The 14,522-nt window shown below is 37.8% G+C and carries 13 protein-coding genes and 6 tRNA genes; 11 read left to right on the top strand and 8 right to left on the bottom strand.

Annotated features, from left to right (window positions below):
• Positions 1-4 precede the first annotated feature (4 nt).
• The 3 genes from dapE to QLG01_RS08890 form a co-directional block, all read right to left on the bottom strand.
• A complete protein-coding gene (gene dapE / locus QLG01_RS08880; RefSeq protein ID WP_151827400.1) occupies positions 5-1,141 on the bottom strand; it encodes a succinyl-diaminopimelate desuccinylase in 1,137 nt (378 codons plus the stop codon).
• A gap of 126 nt (positions 1,142-1,267) precedes the next feature.
• Positions 1,268-1,411 carry an entericidin A/B family lipoprotein gene (locus tag QLG01_RS08885; RefSeq protein ID WP_003655297.1) on the bottom strand — a complete coding sequence of 48 codons (144 nt, stop codon included), beginning with the start codon at positions 1,409-1,411 and terminating at the stop codon, positions 1,268-1,270.
• A gap of 122 nt (positions 1,412-1,533) precedes the next feature.
• On the bottom strand, positions 1,534-2,415 hold the full coding sequence (locus tag QLG01_RS08890) for a DUF1853 family protein (protein ID WP_282496273.1): 882 nt from the start codon (positions 2,413-2,415) through the stop codon (positions 1,534-1,536).
• A gap of 103 nt (positions 2,416-2,518) precedes the next feature.
• On the opposite strand from QLG01_RS08890, the gene QLG01_RS08895 reads away from it, so the two are divergent.
• The 8 genes from QLG01_RS08895 to QLG01_RS08930 all read left to right on the top strand — a co-directional run bounded on the left by QLG01_RS08895 (position 2,519) and on the right by QLG01_RS08930 (position 4,526).
• On the top strand, positions 2,519-2,878 hold the full coding sequence (locus QLG01_RS08895; protein WP_282496274.1) for a YbaN family protein: 360 nt from the start codon (positions 2,519-2,521) through the stop codon (positions 2,876-2,878).
• Between the two features lie 220 nt (positions 2,879-3,098).
• Positions 3,099-3,602, top strand: coding sequence for a cell wall-recycling L,D-carboxypeptidase ElsL (elsL, locus tag QLG01_RS08900; protein WP_282496275.1), 504 nt, complete (start codon positions 3,099-3,101; stop codon positions 3,600-3,602).
• A 206-nt stretch (positions 3,603-3,808) separates the two neighbouring features.
• Positions 3,809-3,884: transfer RNA gene (locus tag QLG01_RS08905), tRNA-Val, on the top strand.
• A gap of 24 nt (positions 3,885-3,908) precedes the next feature.
• Positions 3,909-3,985, top strand: a tRNA-Asp gene (locus QLG01_RS08910).
• Positions 3,986-4,032: 47 nt separating this feature from the next.
• Positions 4,033-4,109: transfer RNA gene (locus QLG01_RS08915), tRNA-Asp, on the top strand.
• Positions 4,110-4,195: 86 nt separating this feature from the next.
• Positions 4,196-4,271: transfer RNA gene (locus QLG01_RS08920), tRNA-Val, on the top strand.
• 36 nt (positions 4,272-4,307) lie between these two features.
• Positions 4,308-4,384, top strand: a tRNA-Asp gene (locus QLG01_RS08925).
• Positions 4,385-4,450: 66 nt separating this feature from the next.
• Positions 4,451-4,526: transfer RNA gene (locus QLG01_RS08930), tRNA-Val, on the top strand.
• 367 nt (positions 4,527-4,893) lie between these two features.
• Here the strand turns inward: QLG01_RS08930 and QLG01_RS08935 are convergent.
• From QLG01_RS08935 to yccS, 4 genes are all read right to left on the bottom strand, one after another.
• Positions 4,894-5,679, bottom strand: coding sequence for a YdcF family protein (locus QLG01_RS08935; RefSeq protein ID WP_282496276.1), 786 nt, complete (start codon positions 5,677-5,679; stop codon positions 4,894-4,896).
• A 114-nt stretch (positions 5,680-5,793) separates the two neighbouring features.
• Positions 5,794-8,376, bottom strand: a complete 2,583-nt coding sequence (locus tag QLG01_RS08940; RefSeq protein ID WP_282496277.1) for a sulfite reductase flavoprotein subunit alpha — start codon at positions 8,374-8,376, stop codon at positions 5,794-5,796.
• Positions 8,377-8,531: 155 nt separating this feature from the next.
• The gene (locus QLG01_RS08945) at positions 8,532-9,107 is read right to left on the bottom strand and encodes an SdpI family protein (protein ID WP_004789292.1); all 576 of its coding nucleotides are present in this window, start codon (positions 9,105-9,107) and stop codon (positions 8,532-8,534) included.
• 100 nt (positions 9,108-9,207) lie between these two features.
• The gene (gene yccS / locus QLG01_RS08950) at positions 9,208-11,382 is read right to left on the bottom strand and encodes a YccS family putative transporter (RefSeq protein ID WP_151827917.1); all 2,175 of its coding nucleotides are present in this window, start codon (positions 11,380-11,382) and stop codon (positions 9,208-9,210) included.
• A 127-nt stretch (positions 11,383-11,509) separates the two neighbouring features.
• Between yccS and QLG01_RS08955 the strand changes: the two genes are divergently transcribed.
• A complete protein-coding gene (locus QLG01_RS08955) occupies positions 11,510-12,724 on the top strand; it encodes a multidrug effflux MFS transporter (RefSeq protein ID WP_282496278.1) in 1,215 nt (404 codons plus the stop codon).
• Positions 12,725-12,749: 25 nt separating this feature from the next.
• Here the strand turns inward: QLG01_RS08955 and QLG01_RS08960 are convergent, their stop codons facing one another.
• Complete coding sequence (locus tag QLG01_RS08960) at positions 12,750-13,457, bottom strand: nitroreductase (RefSeq protein WP_282496279.1); 708 nt, start codon at positions 13,455-13,457, stop codon at positions 12,750-12,752.
• Between the two features lie 507 nt (positions 13,458-13,964).
• Here QLG01_RS08960 and QLG01_RS08965 point away from each other — a divergent pair.
• Positions 13,965-14,168: a hypothetical protein gene (locus tag QLG01_RS08965; protein ID WP_151767610.1), complete on the top strand. Its 204-nt coding sequence runs from the start codon at positions 13,965-13,967 to the stop codon at positions 14,166-14,168.
• Between the two features lie 157 nt (positions 14,169-14,325).
• On the top strand, positions 14,326-14,493 hold the full coding sequence (locus QLG01_RS08970) for a hypothetical protein (protein ID WP_282496280.1): 168 nt from the start codon (positions 14,326-14,328) through the stop codon (positions 14,491-14,493).
• Positions 14,494-14,522 lie beyond the last annotated feature (29 nt).

Here is a 14,522-nt window from a genome sequence, read left to right on the forward strand (position 1 = left end):
TTTTTTATTTAGCTAATAAATTTTCTAAAATTTGCTCATAAATATCAGTCAGGGGATCGAGGTCATGCACGTCAACATGTTCATTAATTTGATGAATTGTTGCGTTAAGAACCCCTAATTCCAATACCTGTGCACCTGTCGGAGCAATAAAACGACCGTCAGAAGTACCACCACTTGTTGAAAGCTCAGTTTCAGTGCCAGTTACATTTAAAATAGCAGTTTGAGCCGCATTAACAAGTTCACCGATTGGAGTCAGGAAAGGTAAACCAGACAAATTCCAAACGATTTCATATTTTAAACCGTGTTTATCTAAAATCTCATGAACACGTTGTTTAAGCTGTTCAGCTGTCACTTCTGTTGAATAACGGAAGTTAAAAGTAACGTCTAAAGTACCCGGAATTACGTTGGTTGCACCAGTTCCAGCATGAATATTTGAAATCTGAAATGATGTTGCTGGGAAATATTCATTTCCATTATCCCAAACAGTTTGGCATAGCTCTGTTAAAGCGGGTGATGCCTCATGAATTGGGTTAAGTGCTAAATGTGGATAAGCAACATGGCCTTGTTTACCTTGGACCTTTAATACTGCATTAAGTGAACCACGACGCCCATTTTTAACAATATCACCTAATTTATGAGTACTTGAAGGTTCACCTACCAAACACCATTTAATTTTTTCGTTACGTTCTTCAAGAGTCTCAATAACCTTGACCGTACCATTAACAGCAGGGCCTTCCTCATCTGAAGTAATCAGAAATGCGATAGAACCTTTATGGTTTGGATGTTTTGCTACAAAACGCTCAGATGCGACAACCATAGCTGCCAAAGCTGTTTTCATATCTGCCGAACCGCGACCATATAATTTTCCATCGCGGATTTCAGGTGCAAATGGATCTGAATTCCAAGCTTCTAATTTACCTGTTGGAACGACATCAGTATGACCTGCAAAACAAAATACAGGTTCTTCAGTTCCGCGACGTGCCCAAAGATTATCTACATCACCAAAACGCATTGGTTCAATATGAAAACCAACTTGGCGTAAGCGGTCTGCCATGATGGTCTGACAAGTATGATCAACTGGAGTAACAGAAGGTTGTTGTAAAAGTTCTAGGCTAAGCGAGAGAGTATCTGAATGGTTCATACCGGAAATTGCGTGCTGATCAGGTGAAATATAGTCCGATATAATAGGCGAATCTCTACGTGATGGGTACGTAAAAAATAAAAAAACCTTATCGGAACGATAAGGTTTTTTAGTGATAACTCTAACTTACATTTTATCTTGTGTTTTTTCAGCAGTATTTGTTACAGCATCACCTGCTTTAGAAACATCTTTACCAAAACCCTTAAACGTATTACAGCCTGTTAAAACAACAGCAATCATGACAGAAGCAGCTAAAACTTTTTTCATCATTTTCTCCGTTTAAATTTAATAATGAAGTAAATTTAGATTAAAAAACAAACGGAAAAAGAAACATGACTGTTTAATAGTAAAAACGTTATAAAATGTTTCTAGAATCTTAAATTTATTGTTAATTATTTAAATTTCTGGAAGTTGGACTTAAATTTTAAATATGAAGGATGTCTAAACATATAAAACAGAACTTCCTGACCATTTTTACAATATAAACCGTCTGTCCACCAATGTGCTGGGGCGGAACTAGGTTGATTATTTGGACACAGCCATTCCTGTCTTTCTAATCGATAAAAAGAAGAATGAGGAATTGTGGTCCCCCAATACCCTAAACGACGCTGTAAATTTATCCAGTCAGGTAGCAGCTGTTGTAAATTTAAATCTAGAGGAAGATAAAGCTGACCCTTTAAAACCGAAAAACGTTGTTGAATTTCAAAGTTTAAGGCTTCAGAAAACTGAAATTGTTTGTTCGTAAAATGATAAAGCTTTTTGCTTAAAGTATCCTGACGGTTTAAGCCAATCCATTGTTCTAAATGTAAATCTGCCTCACCGAGATAATATTTTAAGGCTACTTCCCAGTGTTCAATTTCTTGAGTTTCTTTATTTAAAATTAAAAAATCTAGTTCTCCTAAAGTTTTTGCTCCCTCAATTTTTTGAATACTATGTCCTAATAGTTGATAGGGGTGATACTGATCCTCTTGCAACCAAAACCAGAGTAGATGTTCAAAGCGTAAACCTAGACGTGTACTTTTAAGCTGAGATAAAAACTGAATTAAAGGCTCTGGAGTTTGATCAAGCTCTTTCAAACGCGGTAAATAGTTTTGAAAATGAACCTCCCAAAACTCACTTGGATGCAGCTTGAAATGATGTTGTATACATAGACTTTTTGGTATTTGACAAAGTAAATCTGGACTAGCAATACAAAAGGCGAGTTGTCTAACTATAGGATGTTGAAATTGAAGCCATGGTTCGAAATAGGACGCTTTAACTGAGGCAATATTCATACATTTAATACTCGAAGTAATTCATCCTAATTTCATAACGGATCAACAAAAAATATTAGAAAAACACTTTATACTAACGCTAACAGCAGGTTAAGGTTTATATATGCGAACATTGTTCTGGCGCTCTTTAGTCGTGATTTTTATCACGCTAGGCATTATTGGAGCAATTTTACCAGGTATGCCAACAACAGTGTTTTTGATTCTGGCTGCTTGGGCTGCGTCAAAAGGCTGGCCACAAATGGATAATTGGTTGTTAAATCATCCTAAATATGGTCCAACGCTACGTGATTGGCGAGCCAATGGAACAGTGCCTCGTAAAGCGAAGTGGATTGCAAGCATAATGATGGCGATTAGCGGAATTGTCATGCTATTCACTTCAGCACCACTTTTAGTCAAGGTTTTTACTGATCTTACTATGTTCATCGTTGCAGTTTGGTTATGGCTACGGCCTGAGCCAAAATAAAAGATTGATAATCTTTTATTTTTGGCGCAAGACAAGTGGTGAAACTGCGCGTAGGTAAAAGAAGATTGATAATCTTTTATTTTTGGCGCAAGACAAGTGGTGAAACTGCGCGTAGATAAAAGAAGATTGATAATCTTTTATTTCCAGTGCAAGACAAGCCCTTACAACAATTTTTTAATTAAACTCAATCTATTTGAGTTGATATAAGAGAATAAGTTCAATGTCTCAATTTAAGCTCGAAGATGCGGATGTTCTTATCGATTTAGCGAACCAAACATTAACTTTGCCTAAACATAATAAATTCTATGTCATTTCTACAGGAAAGAATGGAATTGGTGAGCAGGAAAACACGGGTAGAACACCGCGCGGATGGCATAGAGTAGCAAAGAAAATTGGTGCCGAGTCCCCACAAAATGCAGTTTTTATTGCAAGGAAGCCAACAGGGGAGGTTTATAGCACTGAGTTAGCTACCCAATATCCTGAACGAGACTGGATACTTTCTCGTATTCTTTGGTTAGATGGCCTAGAAGAAGGTTTTAATAAAGGCGAAGGCCACGACACCATGCAGCGTTACATTTACATTCATGGGACTCCAGACACACAACCAATGGGGATGCCAATGTCACATGGCTGCGTTCGAATGCGTAATGAAGAAATCATTGAGCTATTTGATTTAGTTGCTGAAGATGCGTTAGTTTACCTGTCTGAACAATCTTTAACCTGAGAGCGAGTTTAATCTAATCTTGATGAGCTGTGTAAAGGTGGTAAATATTGAAATAAGTGTTTAAATAAAATACAAAAAATTGTTTTTTACTTAATAATGACTTATTTTTAATCATTCATTCGCATTTTTTTAAAAAGAAGTCGAAAAGCGTTTGACACCTGTTAAAGATTCTCTATAATGCACCTCACAAACGATGAAGACGTTAAGGGCGCTTAGCTCAGTTGGTAGAGCGTCTGCCTTACAAGCAGAATGTCGGCGGTTCGATCCCGTCAGCGCCCACCAAGCCTTTACGTTAAGCTCTCAAGTGCAGCGGTAGTTCAGTTGGTTAGAATACCGGCCTGTCACGCCGGGGGTCGCGGGTTCGAGCCCCGTCCGCTGCGCCACTTAAGACTTAACATCGTTTACCCCACAATTTCGATATTGTGAAAGTGCAGCGGTAGTTCAGTTGGTTAGAATACCGGCCTGTCACGCCGGGGGTCGCGGGTTCGAGCCCCGTCCGCTGCGCCACTTTTCAGTTCGGGTTGTGTTTGGAAGAAGGTTTGAAATGTAAAAATTTTAAATCAAAAAATTAATGAATAATTAGTTTTCTTCTAGGGCGCTTAGCTCAGTTGGTAGAGCGTCTGCCTTACAAGCAGAATGTCGGCGGTTCGATCCCGTCAGCGCCCACCATATATGTGACCATACTTTATTTTAAAGTATTGTAGTGCAGCGGTAGTTCAGTTGGTTAGAATACCGGCCTGTCACGCCGGGGGTCGCGGGTTCGAGCCCCGTCCGCTGCGCCATTCTCTTGATTCCCTTGTCTAGAGAATGTAGAGTATAAAGATACATTCGCTATCTTTTCTCATTAAGGGCGCTTAGCTCAGTTGGTAGAGCGTCTGCCTTACAAGCAGAATGTCGGCGGTTCGATCCCGTCAGCGCCCACCATTATTTCTTTCAGAAAATTTAATTTCCTAAATTAATTCTTCCATAAATATCTTTTGCTTACATGTAAACATATTTACTATGTGACTAGATATATTTTTCAATTTTCTATTCTAAAAAAATAAAGTTTTACTCCTTTGAGTTATTTTTCTATTGATTTCAATTTTTTAACTTTAGTACTTCTATACTTATGCCTTCGATGGGTTCCTGATCCTCATTAAATTTGTTTCATTCGAGACTAAATATAAGAATTTAATCTGCAATTTATTATCTTCAGTTTAGATCGACTTTATATTTGTACTGATTGCTAATATTTTGGCAAATAAAAAACTGCTATTTTTTGAATAGCAGTTTTTCGACTAAATTACTTTTAATATTCGTTTAGAAGCCATCCGCTCGCATACGCGAAATATTCACGTAACCATGCATTGTAGCGAGTAGCTAATGGTGTTTCGGCTGCTACTCCATAAACTTGGGTATAGCCCTGTTTCTTTGCAATTGCTACTGCTCTAGGAATATGAAAATCACTTGTCACAATAGCAATTGATTGGTTTAAGTTAATGTGCTGCTGTGCTAATAGTGGTTTACTATTTTTTAAATTAAGTTCAGTGCTGGTACTTTTATCTTCAAGAATCATTCGTTCTTTTGCAATATGATACTTTTGCTGAAGATAACGAGACATAACTAATGCTTCACTTTCTTTTTCTGAAAAATCTAAACCACCTGTTAAAACAACTTTTGCTTGCTGTTGTTTAAGTGCTAAAGGGGCGGCTGTATCTAAACGTTTTGCAAGAATTGTAGATGGTTGACCATTTTCGACACCGCTTCCTAAGACGATAATTGCTCTTACTGTAGAAATATTATCTGAAGTATCTTTATTTTCTTTAATAAAGCTAAAAAAATAGCCTAAGCCAATTAGCCATATCCAGAAGCATAGCCACCCAAAACGCCAAAATGTATGTAAGCGATAGTGGTAGAAGAAAAAGCGTTCTAAATGATAATAAAATAAAGAATATAGGCAGAAGAAAGTACCTAAAATGAAGGGAATAATTGTGCCTACATTAATTTTATTGAGACAAATTAAAACTAATCCATCTAGAAATAAAATCGAACCAATGATTGCTAGGAAAATACGGATCCACTTACTGACTTGCATTGTGCTTAGAGTTGCAATTTAAATTGCAGACAGTGTATGCAAAATCATTCTGAATGCAATAAAAAACCGAGTAAAGCATTTAAGCTGTTACTCGGTTTTTGTTTTTATCGATCTTTAATAGACATCACGGCGGTAACGGCCTTGTTGTCTTAACTCATCTACTTGTTCTTCACCTAGAATTTCGATAAGTGCTTGATCGACTCCACTTGCCATACCATCAATACTACCGCATACATAAAGAACCGCACCGCGTTCTATCCAGCTTACTAATTCTGCTGCATTCTGACGGATTACATCCTGAACATACACACGTTTTTCTTGATCTCTTGAAAATGCTAAATCAAGGCGTTTTAACATTCCTGTGGTTTGCCATGCTTCAATAGTTGATGCATAGAAGAAATCACATGCTCTTTGACGCTCACCAAAGATTAACCAGTTTTCAGTGTAATCATGACGAGTACGGGTGTGTAATAGGCTCATTAAACCAGCAATACCAGTTCCGTTACCAATACAAATAATAGGGCGGTTGTCATCAATAAGATGGAATGATTCATTGGTACGAATACGCAAAGCAATTTCATTATTAACTTGCGTATGTTGAGTAAGCCAACCCGAACCTAAACCTAAGTTACCAGACGCATCATATTGTTGGCGTACAACCAAACGAAGGACTTGCTGAGAAGGAATACTCGCAATCGAATACTCTCGCGTTGGTAGAGTAGGGAGCTGCTCTAATAAATGGTCCAGATTCGCAAATGGTTCAATTTCGCCCGTTAAATCTTTATTCCAAAGAGCTTTTTCGATTGAAATCTGTAAAGAATCAACTTTTGTATTTTTAAGAATATGATGCTTCTGCAAAAAGTCGTGAATACGTTCAGGGCTATTCCCTGATTGAATTTCAGCAATATCACCCGCTTGCCATAGTGCTTCGTGCTTTGCATTAAGCTCAATATTATAAGCAGGTTGACCTAAGCTATTTGGATTGAGTAGGTCGCGTTTTTGCAATATCCATGTATCAAATACTTTTTCTAAATTTACCGCATGCAAATCTAATTTAGTTGCTTTCGCGAGTGCCTGATTCCAGTTTTGAATATCCGCTAAGTTTGCATTATCAACTTCAATTGTACTAAAGAGGGCATGAGCACCATTAGTTTTAAGCCAGAGGTCTACCGCATGTCCAAAGCTACAATAAGTATCAGGATATTCTTTAGAACCCAATGCCAAAACAGCATAGTTAATGTGTTTAAGATCTAGATTTGCTTTTAAAAGCTTTTTAGCAAAGCTTGTGGCGAGATCTGGTGCATCACCAGTACCATAAGTACTGATTACAAATAAAACCTGCTCATGCTGCTCTAAATCAGACTGTGTGAGCTGCTGTACAGGTTTAACCTGAACAGGTTGATGAGCTTCTTGTAAACTTGTTGCCGTACTCCAAGCGAGTTGTTCAGCTACACCTGTTTGAGTTGCATAGGTAATAAGCCAAGGTTTCGCATTTGGATCAATGTATTGTCCAGCTAAAGACTGACGAGCCGCCTGTGTTAATTTTTTCTGTTTACGGCGTTTAAGATAAAGCATCCATCCTGTAACCAAGAACAAAGGCATTGCCAATGAAGCAAGCATGGCAGCAAACTGATAAATTGGTCCAAAGAAACTACCACGATGCACTGGTAACATGCTGCTCATGATCTTTTGATTAAGCTTTTTATCTTCGTAAAGCTCCATCTTTTCGATATTACCAGTTTGATAATTATAGATGGCTTGGTTACGTGCACGCTCATGTTGTGGCGTAGCATCGACAAAGCTTAACTCAACTTTTCCATCATCTTTTTTCGGTAAGTTCAATGTTAGTGTCGAATAATCACGTCCGACCTGACTATTGAAGCCACTCCATGTTTGATTAAGTGCTGTAATGAGCTGAGTATTATCTAATTGAGGTTCTGATTTTTTATCTTTATTGCGGTCAGAGTGTTTACCTTGTTGCATTCCGCGATTTTGAGGAGTAGCACCATGACCTTGTGGTTTAGGTTGTTCAACTCCCATCACTTTGAACATGCCACTACGCCACCAGTCATAAGACCAATATAGACCTGTACATGCGAAAAGCAGATAAAAAACAATGACCCACGTACCCACAACAGCATGTAGATCCCAAATAAAATTTCGGCCTTTGAGTTTCGGCTTCACAGCGAGCCATTGACGAGCAGAATGCTTTTTAGGCCAGCGTAAATATAACCCACTGAGTACAAAGTAAATTAACATGAGTGCGCAAGCACCAGTAATTTGTTTACCAACTTCGCCAGCTGTTAAATTACGGTGAATTTGTTGTATGAGTAACAACAACTTTCGGCCTTTCACATCTGGCAGAACTTGAGCGTTATATGGATTAACCATCATATTGTAGCCACGACGTTCACCTTCTTTTTCAATATTTACAACAGAAGAAGAGGTGGGGTCCTTGGCAATCGTAATGCTATTAATTTTAATTTCAGGCTGAGTTGTATTGAAATGTTGATATAGCTGAGCAGGGGTTAACTTTGGAGTGTTTTCAGCTTGAACAACATAACTATCAGAATTCACCCATTTTAAAATTTGTTGATCATAAGAATAAATTGCACCTGTTACACCCATAATGGATAAGATGAGGCCAGCAGTAATACCCAGAAACCAATGAATTTGAAATAAAATTTTTTTAAACATGGTCGAAAATGTAAATATGATGGAGATCTTGTAACGAAGTATAGCCGAAGATTGAGTAGATAATATGGATTTTGGAGATAATATTAATTTTCATTATCATTTATTTTTACTTTAATAAAAAACCTCCATCAGGAGGCTTTTTATAGAATCTAGAATTACAAGGTTTTTGGTTCACCTACAGACTCTTTTAAGTGAGTGCGAATTGTATTGAACGAAAAGTTCTTAGAATCCATGCGCTTAGGTAGAATATAAGCACCTTGCTGCTCTTGACCTTTGGGATCTTTTACTTTGAAATTGACCAAAATAAAATCAGGTGCGTTGTACCATTCGTAGATATTTTTCCATCCAATTGTACCAACGCCTTCTTGATGGCCCATTTGCTGACGCATCACGATGCCATGAGGTTGTACACCTAAGCGGATACCTTTGATTTCCTGTACCGGAAATTCATTCATTTTGCGTTTAACGTACCATTCTAATCCGTATTTACGACCTAGGTAGTAAAGTACTACAGCGACAATAGCAACCCAGCAAAAAACAGTAGAGTAGTTCTTAATAAAAATAAGACCTAATATAGCTAGGGCTAAAACGACACCCATAATTGCCCAAATTTTTGTGCTGATTTTATTAGTGCTGCGCCAGATAAGAAGCTGTGCATTACGTTGTTCAGCTTCTGACACATCATATGGAACAGGCTGAAGCGTATAAGCGTATAAAGTTTTCGCGGTCATAGTGCAAATAACAAATTGTAAACTGTTTTAAGTTTAGCACTAATTGGCATAAGTCAGGAAAGGATATTATGCCAATTTAATACTAAATTCCGAGGCAAATTTATAATGATGCAAGCTCACTGGCATCATTATCAAGATCATGACTTAGCCGTTGTTTTAACATACTAAATCGGTTCAATACACCAAGCATGAGCGAGAGCTGTTGTAAAATAATGAGTGATTTTTGGTCATCCTCATCATTTTGGCTTAAACGTTGACGTATCGTTTGGAGCATATTTTGTGCTGTAAGATCAGGCATTTCGTCTCTTAATAGTGCACCTTGAATATCATCAAGGGCTTGGTCTAATAGTTTAAGGACAGCTTGATCCTGAATGTTTTCTCGATGTGCTCCAAGTGCAGCGATATAACTTAAAAATGTATGGTTTAAACATAAAAATTCAAAAATATCGGATTTACGAGTCGGGTCAAAGTCTGGTTCAGTTGCTAAAGTTGAAATAAGTGAAGCAACTTCAGCATCTGTATTATGTGCAGCTCGACGTACAATTCGGTAATTTAGCGCATGATTACGACCTTCATGATATTGTTTGACGACTTCAGCTAAATAATTACATTGAGCTTGTAGTGAGCGTCTGATGTTGCGAGGCAAACGTCGAAACTTCCAGTCAGGCCAAATGAAGGTCACCCCAAACCAAGCTAAAGCACATCCCATTAAAGTATCTACAAATCGAGGAATGGCAGCAGCCATTGCTGAACCGTCTAGATTAAAGTTAATTAATGCCAAAATGGTGATAAAGGCAGTTGCCTGTGCATATTGTTTACTGCGTAATTCAAAAAACAGGACTCCACTTAATATCAACATGAATAGTTGTCCTTCTGTCGAAGGAATTAAGAAGATAATTGCAAGTCCAACGAGAATACCAACTAATGTCCCAACAATTCGTAAACGTAAGCGGCGCTTGGTCGCGTTAAAGTTGGGTTGGCTTACAAATAGAGCTGTAAGCATAATCCAGTACCCATATTCAATATGGGTCATTTGAATAAAGACATATCCAATAAACAAAACAATCGAGACACGAATTGCGTGGCGGAACAGCACAGATTCAGGAGTTAGGTTCTGTTTTATTCGGATGACAATATCATTCCATCCTTGTAAATCATCATCTTTCAGCTGGTTCTCGGCTTGTTTTACTTTATCAGATTGAATGTGTTGTTCAGTTTCCAAGTTGAGTAACTGGGAATCGATAGACTTTAAATTTTGGTATAAAGCGAAAAGAGCATTTACCCATAAAAGGTCATAATGCTGATCACGACGTAACTTTTCTAAAGAGAGGCGTAGGTTTTCAAAGCTTTGTTTAAACCTTTTATTGTGGTTATAAGGTTTACGTTGCAAAATACATTCGTTTAACTCTTGGCAAGCTTTACCTTGAACTGCCAAAATTCGTTGGAATCTAAATAAAATATCACTGTGTTGAAAAATTTTGGCTAATTTTTGATAGTCAATATGGGCTGAGTCAGCACGTTCATGAATATCTTGAGCAACAAAATAATAATGTAAGCTTCGGCGGGTATCTTTTTGTCCACGGTCGCCTTTTAAGCGAGTCAGTAAAGCTGTTTTTAAGTCATTAAAAATCGTAATTAACTTACCGTTTTCTAACGACAGCTCAATCATACTTTGCTGATAGCTGGCAGGAGTCATATCTACATCAAACAAATTTGATTTTGCAAAAAGAAAATCACCTAAAGATGCATAAGACGCAGCCAATTTGTCTTGTAGTTGTCGAACCGGAAATAATAAAAAGCTAATAGTAGCAATGAGGCCGTACCACGCAGCACCTGCAACTAAAAGGGCAGGTTGGATGTACCAATGATCAAAAAGGTGAACACCTAGCATGGTATATACTGAAACAACTAAACAGCCATAAGAGATGGTTGCGTAACGACGTCCTAATGAACCGAGTAAAATCCAGCCAATACATGATGCAATTAACCCTAAAGCAAAAGCCATTGGGTAGGGGAAAAGTAGTTGTACGGAAGCAGCGGTAACGAAGAACCCAATATAAGTATAAATCAGGTTCATGATTCGCACGGAAAAGCGATCATCAATATCGCTTAAACCTGCTGCGACTACACCTAAAGTGAGTGGAATGGTTGCTAATTGATAGCCTAAAAAATAAGGCACGAAAGCAGTTCCTGAAAAGGCTATCAGCATTCGTACGTTATACATAAATGTTGTGTTATAAGTCGCTCTTTTTAGGCGTTTAAACCAAGATTTCAAAGGAAGTCCTTGCTGATCAACCTGAGTGATAAAGGATTTGTGTATTTCTACACCAATGTTGCACAAATCATACGATAGACAGTGTAAGCTTGTCTGTATGCAAATGATTGAAAAATGAAATATCGTTATGTCTGAACAAACAGCCCAGCGTCAATACTCTATTGGCTGGATTATGCTGCTCGCTTTGCTTACGGCTTTAGGGCCATTATCCATCGATATGTACTTACCTGCTTTGCCACAAATGGCTCATGATTTTGGGGTAAGTACGCAAATGGTGGCAAATACATTACCAGCTTACTTTTTTGGTTTAGCTGTTGGGCAATTAGTTTATGGTCCTCTAAGTGATCGTATTGGTAGAAAAAAACCACTTTATTTTGGTCTCGCACTTTACGCAGTCGCAAGCTTATTTTGTGTATTGGCAACAAATGAATGGGGCTTGATTGCTGCTCGTATTTTGCAAGCTTTAGGTGGCTGTGTGGGCGTGGTCATGGCTCGTGCAGCAATACGCGATAAACTCGATGTTCAAGGCTCGGCACAAGCTTTTTCAAGCATGATGATTGTAATGGGACTTGCACCAATTTTGGCACCTATGATTGGAGCATGGATTTTAATCTGGTTTCCTTGGCAAGCTATTTTTATTGCCCTTTCAATTGTCGGCGTCATATGTTGGTTGTGTGTACATTTCTTCTTTAAAGAGACCTTAGCCACTGATAAAAGGCTTAAGCTTTCACCATATCAAGTAGTGACCCTCTATGTGGCTATTTTCAAAGATACGAGCTTCCGTTTACCTATGTTTGCAGGGTGTTTAACAGGAGCAGCGCTATTTTGTTATATCAGCTCGGCACCAGCAGTTTTTATGGATCAGTACGGACTCAATCAGCAAGAGTTTGCTTACGTATTTGGACTAAATGCTTTTGGCATTATGTTGATGTCATCTTTAAATAAGCACTTAACAACACGTGTTGAAATCACTAAACGTTTAAGAGCTGGTTCAATGGTACAAGTAACAGGGGCAAGCATTGTATTAATTGCTGGTTTAATTCCTGCGGCACCTTTATGGCTTGTTATGTTAGGGTTATTTTTAGCGATTTCAGGGATTGGTTTAACAGGACCAAATGCAATGGCGTTGGCAATGTCCAAACAAGGCGCTCGCGCAGGGACAGCGAGTGCAATCATGGGAAGTATGCAATTCGCTTGTGGCCTGTTAGGTGGTGTATTACTTAATTTCCTTATTTGGTCTGCATCGCTCAATATGGGCGTGATGATGGTGTTATTTACACTAAGCGGTTTTATTGTCGTATTAAAAGCGACGAAACAGGTCGCAATAAAGCCATTCTCATAGTTTTAAGAGAATGGCCACTTATATATTATTCGTCTAGAAAAACTGCGAAATTTTCAACGGGTTCTCTAGGGGTAATAAAGGTATTTACAATGTGGTTGGGATCAGCATGACCTAACGCAATTGCACATACCAGCTCTTCTTCATCTGATGCACCCAAGATATTTAAAACAACAGGGTGAAAATGGTTCCAAGCTGCTTGTGGGCATGTATCTAAACCACGTGCTTTGGCAGCAACCATCACGTTCTGGATCATCATTGCGATATCCATTTTAGACCCGATTCCCATTGTTTTATTGACAGTAAAGAAAAGGCCGACTGGAGCATCGAACAGTTTAAAATTACGTAACTGCTGTTCCGCCATTTTTTCTTTTTCGCCTTTTTTGATTTCGAGTAGACCATAGAGTCCCCAACCATTTTCACGGCGGCGATCAATAAAAGGCGATATCCATTTTTCAGGATAATAGGCAAAGGTTTCTTTATATTTTTCTGCAAGCTCTGGGTTTTTTGAAACTTCAATTTGTGCTGCACAAACACGCTCTACCATTTCATCACGCTTGTTGCCTGTTACCACATAGACTTTCCATGGTTGAGTATTTGTTCCAGAAGGTGCTCGACTTGCGACTTGTAATATATCTTTAATGACTTCTGACTCAATTGGAGTATTTAAAAAAGCGCGGACAGAATGTCGAGAAGTGATAGCTTCATCAACGAGACGAACTTGTTCCAGATTCATGAGTACTCCTACATCTTTTTCTTAAATATTTCATACTTTTTGAAGCTTACTTTCATATTTTGAAAGTACTTCATTTATAAGCAAAAAATATTAGAAAAGAGATATCCTTACAGGTATGATAATTTAATTAGTCTAGACATATTGTCTGATTAATTATAATTCGAATATGCCACTTTAGATTTAAATAGACAAAATAGGGTGATTTTGTCGGTTATAAAAATAAAAGCATAACAGTGAGTGGGTGAAAAATATTCAATTGAAATAAAGGTATAATATGTTTAAAAACAGTACAAAACGGATAGTTTTATATAAAATATGACCATTTTTTATATAAAATTTTAATGAAAAATATACACAAAACTTTAAATTTCTGCATAATACCGACTTTTTTACGCAGGTATGATTTCTCCATACTCACGTTAGGAAATGCTGGCTGCAAACAAAATTCTTTTACAAAAAGGATTTAGATGCAGAAATGGAGAAATACACGAGGTATAGGAGCTTTACATGAGTTTACCACTCATCAACAAGCAGTTCATGAAACAAGGATTGGCGATTACCATTGCAACCATGAAAATGAACGTAACTCAAGCAGCTACTGAGCCACAAAAAATACAACAGCTTAGTACAGGTCTAAACGCACTCTTCTTTGATCATGAAGAAAAGGGCGCAGATAATCGCGTTATGGCGATGGCTCGTTACAGTCTTTGAAATTTATATCCAGTTTAGACATTTGTTCAAAAGTATATGTAAATATGCTTATTGGCTTAAATCCAGATTTTGTAAAACTCGCTTAACTGATGGGAATCATTAGACGAGTTTATTTAGCGGTGGTCATTTGTTAGTTTCCAAGTTTGTAGCTGAGTCGATGCATACTGTTTTTCCGAAAGCGGAAAAGTTCAGTAGCGCAATGATATTATTTTATCTGAAGGTCGCTTTCTCTCATGCAACCTTCAAAGGCTTAGCGTTGGGCATGATGTTGCTTAAACTTGTGACGGTAATTGCTATTCAATTGACATTAAAAGTTTTTTCTTGAATTTACTGAAAAGTCCCGGTTTCTAGGGG

The organism is Acinetobacter sp. V89_4, from assembly GCF_029967875.1.
Classification (GTDB): domain Bacteria; phylum Pseudomonadota; class Gammaproteobacteria; order Pseudomonadales; family Moraxellaceae; genus Acinetobacter; species Acinetobacter oleivorans.

Coding starts and splice junctions, on each gene's coding strand:
- dapE (WP_151827400.1), bottom strand. CDS start 1,141: ATGAACCATTCAGATACTCTCTCGCTTAGCCTAGAACTTTTACAACAA.
- QLG01_RS08885 (WP_003655297.1), bottom strand. CDS start 1,411: ATGATGAAAAAAGTTTTAGCTGCTTCTGTCATGATTGCTGTTGTTTTA.
- QLG01_RS08890 (WP_282496273.1), bottom strand. CDS start 2,415: ATGAATATTGCCTCAGTTAAAGCGTCCTATTTCGAACCATGGCTTCAA.
- QLG01_RS08895 (WP_282496274.1), top strand. CDS start 2,519: ATGCGAACATTGTTCTGGCGCTCTTTAGTCGTGATTTTTATCACGCTA.
- elsL (WP_282496275.1), top strand. CDS start 3,099: ATGTCTCAATTTAAGCTCGAAGATGCGGATGTTCTTATCGATTTAGCG.
- QLG01_RS08935 (WP_282496276.1), bottom strand. CDS start 5,679: ATGCAAGTCAGTAAGTGGATCCGTATTTTCCTAGCAATCATTGGTTCG.
- QLG01_RS08940 (WP_282496277.1), bottom strand. CDS start 8,376: ATGTTTAAAAAAATTTTATTTCAAATTCATTGGTTTCTGGGTATTACT.
- QLG01_RS08945 (WP_004789292.1), bottom strand. CDS start 9,107: ATGACCGCGAAAACTTTATACGCTTATACGCTTCAGCCTGTTCCATAT.
- QLG01_RS08955 (WP_282496278.1), top strand. CDS start 11,510: ATGTCTGAACAAACAGCCCAGCGTCAATACTCTATTGGCTGGATTATG.
- QLG01_RS08960 (WP_282496279.1), bottom strand. CDS start 13,457: ATGAATCTGGAACAAGTTCGTCTCGTTGATGAAGCTATCACTTCTCGA.
- QLG01_RS08965 (WP_151767610.1), top strand. CDS start 13,965: ATGAGTTTACCACTCATCAACAAGCAGTTCATGAAACAAGGATTGGCG.
- QLG01_RS08970 (WP_282496280.1), top strand. CDS start 14,326: ATGCATACTGTTTTTCCGAAAGCGGAAAAGTTCAGTAGCGCAATGATA.